We start from the raw sequence: 12,559 nt of genomic DNA, 5'->3' as shown, positions 1-12,559 counted from the left end.
GGAGCGGGACCCGGGCCCGAAACGGTCCGGCCGGCGCCGCACCGGGTCCGAGCCGATCGCGATCCGTGGGCAGCCACGGCGACCGGCGCGTTCAGACCGTACCCCGGAGTTCCTCGTGGTGTCGGCCCGCGCGCACGGTCGCAGGCCGCCCACCAAACCCGCGCTCCCGCGCCGCACGGCGCGGGAGACGCGAGAAAGTGGCCAAGGTGGCAGCGCAGAAGAAGCAGGAGTACGGCGCCGAGTCGATCACCGTTCTGGAGGGCCTGGAGGCCGTCCGCAAGCGGCCCGGTATGTACATCGGATCGACTGGTGAGCGCGGTCTGCACCACCTGGTCTGGGAGGTCGTGGACAACGCGGTGGACGAGGCGCTCGCCGGCTACTGCGACACCATCGAGGTGGTGCTGCTCGCCGACGGCGGCGTCCGGGTCACCGACAACGGCCGGGGTTTCCCGGTCGACCTGCATCCGAAGCTGAAGAAGCCGGGCGTCGAGGTGGCGCTGACCGTACTGCACGCGGGCGGCAAGTTCGACGGCAAGGCGTACGCGGTCTCCGGCGGCCTGCACGGCGTCGGTGTCTCGGTGGTCAACGCGCTCTCCACCCGGATGTTCGTGGAGATCCACAAGGACGGGTACGTCTGGCGGCAGAGCTACGCCAACTCCAAGCCCTCGCCGCTGGAGAAGGGTGAGACGACCAACCGCAGCGGTTCGGCGGTCTCCTTCTGGCCGGACCCGTCGGTCTTCGAGACCGTCGACTTCGCCTTCGAGACGATCTACCGGCGCATCCAGGAGTACGCCTTCCTCAACCGGGGGCTGACCATCCAGCTCCGCGACGAGCGGGTGCAGGAGGAGGACGGCAAGCCGCGTGAGGTGACCTTCTGCTACAAGGGCGGCATCTCCGACTTCGTCCGCCACCTCAACGCCTCGAAGAACCCGATCCACAAGACCGTGGTCGAGTTCGGGGCCGAGGAGGAGAGCGAGGGCATGTCGGTCGAGATCGCCATGCAGTGGAACGAGTCGTACGGCGAGTCGGTCTACACCTTCGCCAACACCATCAACACGCACGAGGGCGGCACGCACGAGGAGGGCTTCCGGGCCGCGCTGACCAGCGTGGTCAACCGGTACGGCACGGACAAGAAGCTGCTCAAGGGCGACGAGAAGCTCTCCGGCGAGGACATCCGGGAAGGGCTCGCGGCGATCATCTCGGTCAAGCTGACGAACCCGCAGTTCGAGGGGCAGACCAAGACCAAGCTCGGCAACACCCCGGTGAAGAGCTTCGTGCAGCGGGTCTGCAACGAGTGGCTGGTCGACTGGTTCGACCGCAACCCGGCCGAGGCCAAGCTGATCATCACCAAGGCGACCCAGGCGGCCCGGGCCCGGATCGCGGCCCAGCAGGCCCGCAAGCTGGCCCGACGCAAGTCGCTGCTGGAGTCCGGCTCGATGCCGGGCAAGCTGGCCGACTGCCAGTCCACCGACCCGCGCGAGTCCGAGGTCTTCATCGTCGAGGGCGACTCGGCGGGTGGTTCGGCGAAGCAGGGCCGGGACCCGCGTACCCAGGCGATCCTGCCGATCCGAGGCAAGATCCTCAACGTGGAGAAAGCCCGGATCGACCGGGTGTTGAAGAACAACGAGGTCCAGGCGCTGATCACCGCGCTCGGCACCGGCATCCACGACGACTTCGACATCGAGAAGCTGCGCTATCACAAGATCGTGCTGATGGCCGACGCCGACGTCGACGGCCAGCACATCCAGACCCTGCTGCTGACCCTGCTGTTCCGGTTCATGCGGCCGCTGGTCGAGCTGGGGCACGTCTACCTGGCAGCGCCGCCGCTCTACAAGATTAAGTGGAACCGGAAGGGCGACGACGCCCAGTACGCCTACTCCGACCGGGAGCGGGACGGGCTGATCGCGCTGCGCCAGCAGAAGAAGCCGAACGCCAAGCCGGACGACATCCAGCGGTTCAAGGGTCTCGGCGAGATGAACTACCCGGAGCTGTGGGAGACCACGATGAACCCGGCGACGCGTACCCTCCGCCAGGTCACCCTGGACGACGCGGCGACCGCCGACGAACTCTTCAGCGTCCTGATGGGCGAGGACGTGGAGGCGCGCCGGTCGTTCATCCAGCGCAACGCCAAGGACGTCCGGTTCCTCGACATCTAGTGGCGGTACGGCGGCTCCCGCCTCGGCCGAACGGCCAGCCGGGACCGCCGTTCCACACAGTTATCCACAGCTTCCACGGTTTCCACAGCCGTTATCCACAGCGGAATGCGGCTTTGAGTCTGATAAGGGTTGACAGTGACGGATACTCCCGAGTCCTCCGCTAACGAGCCGGAGCAGGAAGCGGCCGCGAGCGCGGTGGCCCAGCACGACCGGATCGAACCGGTCGGGCTCGAGGTGGAGATGCAGCGCTCCTACCTCGACTACGCGATGAGCGTGATCGTCGGACGGGCGCTGCCGGACGTACGGGACGGGCTCAAGCCCGTACACCGGAAGATCCTCTACGCGATGTTCGACTCCGGCTACCGCCCCGACCGGGGGTACGTGAAGTGCTCCCGGGTGGTCGGCGACGTGATGGGTCAGTTCCACCCGCACGGCGACTCGGCGATCTACGACGCGCTGGTCCGGATGGCCCAGACCTGGTCGCTGCGCTACCCGCTGGTCGACGGCAACGGCAACTTCGGTTCGCCGGGCAACGATCCGGCCGCCGCGATGCGCTACTGCCTCACCGGCGATGCCCGGATTCGTACCGCTGACGGCACCGTACGGATCGACCAGGTCGTCCCCGGCGCGGTGCCCAGCTCCGAGACGGAGATCGACCTCAAGGTCCGGGACCGCAACGGCGACCTGGTCCGGGCCTCGAAGTTCTTCCACTCCGGCGAGCACCCGACGCTGCGGCTGCGCACCCGCGAGGGCTACGAGCTGACCGGTACGCACAACCACCCGGTGCTCTGCCTGGTGCAGGTGGCCGGCGTGCCGACCCTGCTCTGGAAGCTGCTCGCCGAGGTCCGCCCCGGTGACCGGGTGGTGCTCCAGCGGACGGTGCCGGACGAGATCGGCTACCCGACGCTGGAACACGTGGAGGCGGCGGTTCTCGGGGCGCGGAGTGCGGCGAAGTTCGTGCCGGAGTTCGTCTGGCAGGGGCCGGCAGCGGTCAAGCGCGCCTTCCTCCAGGCGCTCTTCGAGGGCGACGGCTCGTCGTCGCTGCTGCCCCGCAACACCATCCAGATCTCGTACTCGACCCGTAGCGAGCGGCTGGCCCGTGAGGTCCAGCAGTTGCTGCTGGAGTTCGGCGTGGTCAGCCGGCAGTGCCGGTACGACAACGGCGAGATCAAGGTCGTGGTGACCAACCGGCGAGACGCCCGGCTCTTCGCGCAGCACGTCGGCTTCCTCGGCCGCAAGCAGGCGAAGCTGGAGTCCGAGTTGGCCGGCGTGCCGGCCAACAGCACGGCGCTGTCGAGCGACCACGTGCCGTACGTCGGCGAGTTCATCCGCGAGCACGGTGCGCAGGGCCGGACCGAGCGGGACTGGCTGCGCCGGCACAACGTCGACCGGATCGAGCGCTGGGAGCAGGACCGGGGCGAAATTCTGGCCCGGGTCACCGAGCGGGAGGTGCGCGACGTCGTCGAGCCGCTGGTGGACGGCCGGTTCTATTACGCGGAGGTCGCCGAGGTCGCCGACGCGGGTGTGCGGCCGGTCTACAGCCTGCGGGTCGAGACCGAGGACCACTCCTTCGTCAGCGACGGTTTCGTCAGCCACAACACCGAGTGCAAGCTCGACCCGCTGGCGATGGAGATGCTCCGGGACATCGACGAGGACACCGTCGACTTCCAGGACAACTACGACGGCCGGGCCAAGGAACCGACGATCCTGCCGTCCCGGATCCCCAACCTGCTGGTGAACGGCTCCGAGGGCATCGCGGTCGGCATGGCCACCAAGATCCCGCCGCACAACCTACGGGAGATCGCCGCCGCGGTGCAGTGGTGCCTGGAGAACCCGGAGGCCGACGAGGCGACGACGCTCGACGAGCTGATCGGGATCGTCAAGGGACCGGACTTCCCGACCCACGGGCTGATCGTCGGGACCACCCCGATCCAGGACGCGTACCGGACCGGACGGGGCTCGATCCGGATGCGCGCGGTGGTCGAGGTCGAGGAGGACAAGAAGGGCCGGACGAGCCTGGTCGTCACCGAGCTGCCGTACCAGGTCAACCCCGACAACCTGGCCGAGCGGATCGCCGAGCTGATCAAGGAGGGGAAGCTCGCCGGGATCGCCGACATCCGGGACGAGTCCTCCGGGCGTACCGGTATGCGGATCGTGCTGGTGCTCAAGCGCGACGCGGTCGCCAAGGTGGTGCTGAACAACCTCTACAAGCACACCCAGCTCCAGGAGACCTTCGGCGCCAACATGCTGGCCCTGGTCGACGGGGTGCCGCGCACGCTCAACCTGGCCCAGTTCATCCGGCACTACGTGGACCACCAGATCGACGTGATCCGGCGGCGGACGGCGTACCGGTTGCGCAAGGCCGAGGAACGGGCGCACATCCTGCGGGGTCTGGTCAAGGCGCTGGACGCGCTCGACGAGGTCATCGCGCTGATCCGGCGCTCGCCCACGGTGGAGGAGGCCCGGCAGGGCCTGATCCAGCTGCTGGACATCGACGAGGTGCAGGCCACCGCGATCCTGGACATGCAGCTCCGCCGGCTCGCCGCGCTGGAGCGTCAGAAGATCATCGACGAGCTGGCCAAGATCGAGCTGGAGATCGCCGACCTCAAGGACATCCTGGCCAAGCCGGAGCGGCAGCGGAAGATCGTCTCCGAGGAACTCGGCGAGATCGTGGCCAAGTGGGGCGACGAGCGGCGGACCAAGATCGTGCCCTTCGAGGGCGAGGTCTCGATGGAGGACCTGATCGCCCGCGAGGACGTGGTCGTCACCATCACCCGGACCGGATACGCCAAGCGGACCAAGGTCGACCTCTACCGTTCGCAGCGCCGGGGCGGCAAGGGGGTCAGTGGCGCGACGCTGCGTCAGGACGATATCGTCAGCAACTTCTTCGTCTGCTCCACGCACGACTGGATGCTCTTCTTCACCAATAAGGGGAGGGTGTACCGGGCCAAGGCGTACGAGTTGCCGGAGGCCAGTAGGGTGGCGAGAGGCCAGCACGTGGCCAATCTGCTCGCCTTCCAGCCTGACGAGCAGATCGCCCAGGTGATCGAGATTCCGGACTACCAGGTCGCGCCGTACCTGGTACTGGCCACCAGGAACGGTCTGGTGAAGAAGACGAGGTTGGAGGAGTTCGATTCCAACCGCTCCGGCGGCATCATCGCGATCAACCTCCGCGACGAGGACGAGCTGGTCGGAGCGGCGCTGGCGGGGCCCGGGGACGACCTCCTGCTGGTCTCCAAGAAGGCGCAGGCGATCCGGTTCAACGCCACCGACGAGGCGCTCCGGCCGATGGGTCGGGCCACCTCGGGCGTGATCGGGATGCGGTTCACCGACGACGACGTGCTGTTGGCGATGGAGGTGGTCCGCGAGGGCATGGACCTGGATGTCCTCGTGGCGACGAACGGGGGTTACGCGAAACGTACCCCGATCGAGGAATACCCCGTGCAGGGTAGGGGAGGTAAAGGGGTGCTGACCGCGAAGATCACAGAGCGCCGTGGCGGTCTGGTGGGCGCGGTCGTCATCAGCCCGGACGACGAGCTGTTCGCCATCACCAGCAACGGCGGTGTGATCCGGACTCCAGTGAAGCCTGTACGCCGAACGCGTGACCGGAACACAATGGGGGTCAAACTCATGGACCTACCAGACGGCGTGACTATTGTGGCGATTGCTCGCAATGCCGACGAGCCTGACGAACAGGACTAGTTGATGACGGAGACACAGGCGAAGTCGGGGGCTGCGGGGACCTCGACCAACCCGGTCGACGAGGAGGCCGCCGCAGGCGGTGCATCCGCGACCGGCCGCGCGGCCGTCGGCCGGGCGATGGTCAGCGCCGACACGCCGTCCCCCAAGTTCACCCGGGCGCCGGGCATGCCGCCGCCACCCGACCAGCTGCCCGAGGGGTCGACCACGCCGTCGACCGAGGCAGCCGAGGCCGGCAAACCGGCGGCTGCCACCGGGGAAGCCACGCCCGCCGCGACGTCTCCGGCGGCGACCGGCGCGGCTTCCCGAGGCAGCTCCGGGGTGAACCGCTCCGATCAGGCGGGCAACAGTCAGACGGGCAAGAGCGATTCGACCGTGACGAGCCGGCTGGAACCCTCCGGCGAGGCGAACCGTACCGAGCGGATTCCCGGCCGGCCGGGTTCCACCGGTGCCACGACCGGCGCCGAGGCGACCCAACCGATCTCCAGCGGTGCTGCGCAGAGCGCGTTCCGGCCGGGGCGGGCCGGTGGCGCTGCCCAGACGTCGGGTACGAACCGGTTCGGTCTCGGCGGCGCGGCGGCGCGTACCGCGACCGGTGCTCCCCCAGCCGCGGGCGCGGGTGTCGGCGCTGCCGGCCCGGGCGCGGCCGCCGGTACCGGCGCGGTCGGTGCGGCCCGGGTGACCGAGGCGGTCCGCGCCGCCCGCAGTACCGTCAGCTCCGCCGCCTCGCGCGGCCCCCGGCGGGCCCGGCTGAACCTCAAGCGGATCGACCCCTGGTCTGTGATGAAGTTCTCCTTCGCCGTCTCGCTGGTGCTCTTCATCGTGGTGATCGTCGCGACCTCCGTGCTCTACCTGGCGCTCGACGCCATGGGGGTCTTCGACAGCGTGAACGGCACCCTGACCGACATGATCAGCGCGAGCGGCGGCCAGGGCGGCAGCACCTTCCAGATCACCGCCAAGGGCGTCATCCTCACCTCCGGACTGATCGGGCTGGTGAACGTGGTGCTGTTCACCGCGCTCGCCACCCTCGGTGCGTTCATCTACAACGTCTGCGCCGACCTGGTCGGCGGCGTCGAGCTGACCCTCGCCGAGCGCGACTGAACGACAGCACAGCAACCTCGCCGACGCCGGGGCGCCGCAAAGCGGTGGCCCCGGCGTTCGCCGTTCGGGTACGGTCTGCGTCATAGCTGGTACGACGGGTCCGGTCCCGAACCGCCGCCCCCGAGTTGGGTTCGGCGCCGGAGGTACGGTAACCTTGCTCGTCGCAACGGGGGGCTATAGCTCAGTCGGTTAGAGCGCAGAGCTGATAACTCTGAGGTCGATGGTTCGATTCCATCTAGCCCCACTTCATACCGTCCGACGGCTCGTCGAGCGTGAGGATACGTCCATGTTGAAGAAGATCCTGCTCGTTGTCGGCGTGGTGGGCGTCGCGGCCCTGGTCTACAAGAAGGTCAGGGAGTCCAACGACGAGCGCGCCCTCTGGCACGAGGCCACCACCGCTCCCGACCTGCGGTAGGACGTCGGCCGGACCGCCATCCCCGGGGCGGCATCGTCCCGCCCGGGGCCGTAGCTCAACTGGCAGAGCACTGCCTTTGCAAGGCAGGGGTTAGGGGTTCGAGTCCCCTCGGCTCCACCAGCACCAATTCCTCTCCAGCAGCACCAATTCCTCTCCACGTCGGATTCCTCTCGACCCCGGATTCCTCTTGACCTTGGCCGAGTCCCCGGGTCGTAGCGCCGGAACCCGCCGCGTCGTTCACACCTCGTCCCGCCGGACCCGTCCGTCGCCCCGCTCCGCGGCCCGCGCACGTCGTTCGGCCACCGACTCCACGAACCCGTCGCCGAGGGACTCCAGCAGACGTCCCCGGGCCGCGTCCAGCCGTACCGGATAGTCGGCGGCGAAGATCTCCGGGAGGCTGGTTTCGAGTACGCCACCGATGGTGTGCAGGGGCGACCAGACCGCAGGGTCCTCGTCGACGAGGGCGTCGAACCGCGCCGTGCCGATCATGCGATAGAGCCAGTCGGAGAGTACGGCGGCCTGGTCGTGGGTGAGCGTGATCCTGACGTCGTCCTCCGGCACGGGGTCGAGACTACGGCCGCCGGACGGAGTACCACCGGCGCAGTACCACCGGCGCCGTCGGCCACCTCGTGCCGGCGAGGCGTTCGGCGCCCCGGCCGGAGAGCGTGGCGAGGCCGGCTGACCGGCCGGTGGCCAGGATGAGCAGGTCGGCGACGGGGCCGCGTACCTCGTCGGGGCCGTCTCCGGCGGACCACTCCAGGTCGGTGGCGACCAACCGGATCCCCCGGAAGCGCCTGCGGGCACCGTAGAAGGAACTCTTCCGGGCGGACTCGAGGCCGGCGAGCGCCGGCTCCGGCGGCATCTTCCGGATCCGGCCGAGCGGCCGGGCGATGTCCTGGCCGTGCACCAGCGCGTCGACGAGCGGATCCAGCGGCCCGGAGCCGGGGGAACGTCGGCGGGAGGCGGCACTGGACCGGAACTGGGCGACGAGTTCGGCGGGACTGAACCGGGCGGCCCGGTCCCGGGCCATCCTGGCCTCCATCCGGTTGAAGCCGCCACCCGAGCGGACCAACCCGACCAGCAGGTCGCGGACGGTGGTCCGGGTGCCGAGCGTCAGATGCGCCAGTACGTCATGCACCGTCCATCCGGGACAGAGCGACGCCACCTGCCACTCGTGCTCGTCGAGGCCGTCGAGGAAGTCGGCGAGGCTGAGCCGTTCCGCGACCGTCCACTCGAAGATCTTCTCCGGATCCATCCGCGATCCCCTCCCTGGGCGTACGACTTCGTCGGAGATCGGAGCCGGCCGTGCCGTCTCGACATGCCGCGCACGGCCAGCACCGGGAACCTCGTCGGGCCTACCCGTCGGGCGAGGTCAGCCGGGCCGCCCGGTTCTGTAGGTACTCCTGCTCCGGCAGGCTGGTGGTCAACCGGGCAGCGGTCAGATAACTCTCCCGGGCACTCTCGGGCTCGCCGGCCATCTCCAGCAGATGGGCTCGGACGGCGTGCAGACGGTGGTGACCGGCGACCCGCTCGTCGGCGTCGAGCGGTGCCAGCAGAGCCAGTCCGACCTGCGGACCCCGGGCCATCGCCGCCGCCACGGCGTGGTTGAGCGTCACCACCGGGTTCGGCGCCAGGCGTTCGAGGACCTGGTAGAGCGCGAGAATCTGCGCCCAGTCGGTCTCCTCGGCACGCTCCGCCTCCGCGTGCACGGCGGCGATCGCGGCCTGGACCTGGTACGGCCCGATCGGCGCGCGGGAGAGCGTACGCGTGACGAGTGCGATCCCCTCGTCGACGTACTCCCGGTTCCACCGGCTCCGGTCCTGCTCGGCCAGCGGCACCAGGCTGCCACCCGGGCCGGTACGCGCCGGACGCCGCGCGTCGGTCAGCAGCATCAGCGCGAGAAGTCCCGCGACCTCGCCGTCGTCGGGCAGGATCCGGTTGACCGTCCGGGCCAGTCGGATCGCCTCGGCGGCCAGGTCGGCACGGTGCACGTCCGGGCCGGCGGTGGCGGTGTAGCCCTCGTTGAAGATCAGGTAGAGCACGTGCAGCACGGCGCGGAACCGCTCCGCCCGCTCCTCCTCCGGCGGCAGGTGGAAGCGGGCCCCGGCCGCCCTGATCCGCTGCTTGGCACGGCTGATCCGCTGCGCCATCGTCGTCTCGGGGACGAGGAAGGCCCTGGCGATCTCGGCCGTGGTCAGACCGCCCACCGCCCGCAGCGTCAGCGCGATCTGCGAGGCGGGGGTGAGGCTCGGATGGCAGCAGAGCAGCAGCAGGGTCAGCGTGTCGTCCGAGCCCTGCGGGTCGGCGACGTCGGCGGCGGGTGCGAAGAGCTGGCCCGGCCCGGTGTGGGCCACCACCGTCGCCTCCCGGCGCCGCCGGGCCAGGTCACTGCGCAGTTCGTCGGTCAGCCGGCGGGAGGCGACCCGGATCAGCCAGCCCAGCGCGCTCTCCGGTACCCCGCTGCCGGGCCACTGTGTCGCGGCGGCGAGCAGCGCCTCCTGGACGGCGTCCTCGGCGGCCTCGAAGTTGCCGTAGTGCCGGACGAGCGCGGCGAGGACCCGCGGCGCCAGCCGGCGCAGCAGGTCCTCCGTGGTTTCCTCAGCCTGCACGGCGGTGTCCGGTCCTCACATCTCCTGGCCGGACCGCTCCATGATCGGGCGTACCTCCACCGCGCCGCCGAAGCGGACGTCCGGGAACCGGGCGGCGATCTCCGTGGCCCGTTCCGGGCTCTCGCAGTCGACGATGAAGTAGCCGGCGAACTGCTCCTTGGCCTCGACGAACGGCCCGTCGGTGACCGCCGGTACGCCGTCGGGTGCCCGGACGGTCCGGGTCTGGGCCGGATCCGGCAGCGCCTCCGCGGTCACCAGCTCCCCGGACTCGACGATCTCCGCGAGCAGCGTCTCGAACTGCCGGGACAGCTCGGCCCGTTCCTCGGGCGACATCGCCTGCGCCTCCGCCGTGTGCAGGAAGGTCGGATGACCCCAGTTCTGCGGGTTGCTGTGGATCAGCAGCATGTACTTCATCCCCGACTCCTCACCTCTCCGATCGCGATCTCCGATGCGTCGACGCGACCACCCGCCCGCGACCACCCGCCCGCGCCGCCCGGTCACCCGGGCCACCCGGCCGATCGCAGCCCCGGCCGATCCCACCGCCCGGCCGGTCGCTGCCCGGCCGGGCAGCGACCGGCAGAGTCCGGCGTCGGTCACCCGCGCGACTCCCAGAGATCGGAGCGGAGCATCCGGCCTCGACAATTCTGCCGACCCGGCCCGCAACTCGGCGGTCTGACCAGCCTGCCACCTGCCGACGTCCAGCATCGCGCGGACGAGGCCGAGCCGGATGGGTACGAAATGCGGGCGCTCAGCCGCAGTGCTCGAAGGAGCTGTTGTAGCTGACTCCGCCGGCCGACCCGCCCCACCTGACGCAGACCCCGGCGGCCTTGGCCCGTACCGGACCCGCGTAGTACTCGTACGCCCCGCTGTCGGTGCGCCGGCTCGCGCCCTGCACCTCCAGGTACACCGAGACCTGGCTGGCGACGCCGACGGAGCTGGTCTTGAGGGCGACCGTGCAGTTGTTGCCGTTGCTGTTGTTGTAGAGCAGGTACACCCGGGCCAGCTGGGCGCCGTTCGGGCCGGTCAGGGTCGCCGAGTCGACGACCTGGTAGCCGCCGCCGCAGACCTTGCCCGGGGTGTGCGGGTTCTTCTCCGGCGCGGGACGGGTGGTGCCCGGCCCCGGAGCCGGCTTTCCGCCGCCGCCCGGCTCGGCGGGCTGGGCCTCGGGTGAGCGGCCCGGCCCGCCGGCCGTGCTCGCCGGCCGGTTCGGCCCGGCACTCGCGCTCGCCTGGGCCGCCGGTTCGGTCTCCTCGACCTCGCCGCCCGAGGCCTCGCCGCTGGACGTGGCGATTCGTGCCCGGTTCTGCGGCTCCGCCCCCGTCTGCTCCGGTCCGGGGCGCCCGATCAGCAGCGCGACCAGGCCGACCACCGCGACGACGGTGGCTGCCACCCCGGCCAGCACCGCCACGCGGCGCCGCCTGCCGCCGCCGGTCGGTGGGCCGGCCGGGCCGGCGGCGGGCAGGGTCGGCCCGGTGTGACCGGGCCCGGCCGGCCAGCCGGGCGACCCGCCCGGCGACCGGTCACCGGCCGACGGCAGGGTCCCGGCGGACCACTGTGCGCCAGTGGGCGACTGGGTCCCGGGTGGCGGCAGGGCGCCGGCAGGCAGCGGCGTGGTCGACGGTGGCGGCGGCGGGCTGGACACCGGCAGCGGGCCCGGCGACGGCAGCGGCACCGTGGAGGAGGACGAGATGGCATACCCGGCGGCGCGGGCGGCCTCGGCGAACGCCGCCGCACTCGGGTACCGGTCGGCCGGCTCCTTTGCCAGGGCCCGGTTGACCAGCATCGCCACCGGGGCCGGTACGTCCGGCGGCAGTGCGGGCGGCGCCTCCTGGAGGTGCTGGGTCACGATGTGCAGCGGGTTGCCGCCGGTGAACGGCGGCCGACCGGTGAGGCAGCAGTACGCGACGGCGCCGAGCGCGTACACGTCGGTGGCCGCCGAGACGGGACGGCCGGCGATCTGCTCCGGGGCCATGTAGTGCGCGGAACCGAGCACGATGTTGCTGGCGGTGATGCTGGTCACGTTCGCCGACCGGGCCACCCCGAAGTCGACCAGTACGACGGAACCGTCCGGCTGCACCAGCAGGTTGCTCGGCTTGACGTCCCGGTGCACGATGCTGGCCTGGTGCGCGACGTGCAGCGCCTGCGCGGCCTGGGTCAGCACGGAGAGGGTCTCGGCGACACCGAGCCGGCCCACCGCCTTGATCCGCTTGGCCAGGGACATCCCGTCGATGAACTCCATCACCAGGTAGTCCACCCGGCGACCGTCGACCACCGCGTCCTCGCCGTAGTCGTAGACGCCGACGATGCCGGGATGCCGCAGCGCGGCCATCAGTCGGGCCTCGGTGCGGAACCGGGTGATGAACTCGGTGTCCGAGACCAGCGCCGGGAGCAGCACCTTCACCGCGACCCGCCGCTTCAGCAGGGTGTCGGTGGCCGACCAGACGTCTCCCATGCCGCCGGTCGCGACCCGGTTCCCGAGCAGGTAGCGGTCGTTGAGCACGACTCCCGGAGAGAGCATTTGATCACCGTACCGGTCGCCGGGTCGGTCGGGTCGACGGTGCCGACCGCCGCCCGGCGTC

General features: G+C 70.5%; 9 protein-coding genes, 2 tRNA genes and 2 pseudogenes. 8 read left to right on the top strand and 5 right to left on the bottom strand.

Annotated elements, in window-relative coordinates; translation table 11 throughout:
• Nucleotides 1-206 precede the first annotated feature (206 nt).
• The 8 genes and pseudogenes from gyrB to C6361_RS17595 all read left to right on the top strand — a co-directional run bounded on the left by gyrB (nt 207) and on the right by C6361_RS17595 (nt 7,491).
• Nucleotides 207-2,156, top strand: coding sequence for a DNA topoisomerase (ATP-hydrolyzing) subunit B (gene gyrB / locus C6361_RS17615; protein ID WP_107264391.1), 1,950 nt, complete (start codon nt 207-209; stop codon nt 2,154-2,156).
• A 135-nt stretch (nt 2,157-2,291) separates the two neighbouring features.
• Nucleotides 2,292-2,714, top strand: a pseudogene (locus C6361_RS39250) (DNA gyrase subunit A); the annotation flags it as partial.
• A pseudogene (locus C6361_RS39245) lies at nt 2,706-2,933 on the top strand (hypothetical protein); the annotation flags it as partial. The pseudogenes C6361_RS39250 and C6361_RS39245, both read left to right, overlap by 9 nt.
• 6 nt (nt 2,934-2,939) lie before the next feature.
• Nucleotides 2,940-5,858 (top strand): DNA gyrase subunit A, encoded by a 2,919-nt coding sequence (gyrA, locus tag C6361_RS17610; protein WP_369931437.1) that lies wholly within the window; start codon nt 2,940-2,942, stop codon nt 5,856-5,858.
• 3 nt (nt 5,859-5,861) lie between these two features.
• Entirely contained in the window at nt 5,862-6,956 is a 1,095-nt protein-coding gene (locus C6361_RS17605; RefSeq protein WP_107268383.1) for a DUF3566 domain-containing protein, read from the top strand.
• Nucleotides 6,957-7,126: 170 nt separating this feature from the next.
• Nucleotides 7,127-7,200 (top strand) — tRNA-Ile (locus C6361_RS17600).
• A 42-nt stretch (nt 7,201-7,242) separates the two neighbouring features.
• Nucleotides 7,243-7,371, top strand: coding sequence for a DLW-39 family protein (locus C6361_RS38225; protein WP_234359542.1), 129 nt, complete (start codon nt 7,243-7,245; stop codon nt 7,369-7,371).
• A gap of 44 nt (nt 7,372-7,415) precedes the next feature.
• Nucleotides 7,416-7,491: transfer RNA gene (locus C6361_RS17595), tRNA-Ala, on the top strand.
• A gap of 117 nt (nt 7,492-7,608) precedes the next feature.
• Here the strand turns inward: C6361_RS17595 and C6361_RS17590 are convergent.
• The 5 genes from C6361_RS17590 to C6361_RS39240 form a co-directional block, all read right to left on the bottom strand.
• Nucleotides 7,609-7,932: a hypothetical protein gene (locus tag C6361_RS17590; RefSeq protein ID WP_199853385.1), complete on the bottom strand. Its 324-nt coding sequence runs from the start codon at nt 7,930-7,932 to the stop codon at nt 7,609-7,611.
• Between the two features lie 10 nt (nt 7,933-7,942).
• Complete coding sequence (locus C6361_RS17585; protein WP_107268382.1) at nt 7,943-8,626, bottom strand: maleylpyruvate isomerase family mycothiol-dependent enzyme; 684 nt, start codon at nt 8,624-8,626, stop codon at nt 7,943-7,945.
• Between the two features lie 100 nt (nt 8,627-8,726).
• Entirely contained in the window at nt 8,727-9,980 is a 1,254-nt protein-coding gene (locus C6361_RS17580) for an RNA polymerase sigma factor (protein ID WP_107268381.1), read from the bottom strand.
• A 15-nt stretch (nt 9,981-9,995) separates the two neighbouring features.
• Nucleotides 9,996-10,394, bottom strand: a complete 399-nt coding sequence (locus C6361_RS17575; RefSeq protein WP_107271010.1) for a YciI family protein — start codon at nt 10,392-10,394, stop codon at nt 9,996-9,998.
• A gap of 334 nt (nt 10,395-10,728) precedes the next feature.
• On the bottom strand, nt 10,729-12,498 hold the full coding sequence (locus C6361_RS39240) for a serine/threonine-protein kinase (RefSeq protein ID WP_107268380.1): 1,770 nt from the start codon (nt 12,496-12,498) through the stop codon (nt 10,729-10,731).
• Nucleotides 12,499-12,559: the final 61 nt, after the last annotated feature.

Source organism: Plantactinospora sp. BC1, assembly GCF_003030345.1.
In the GTDB taxonomy this organism is placed as follows: Bacteria; Actinomycetota; Actinomycetes; order Mycobacteriales; family Micromonosporaceae; genus Plantactinospora.
The sequence above is the reverse complement of the archived record's forward strand: the minus strand, read 5'-3'. Positions and strand labels throughout refer to the sequence as shown.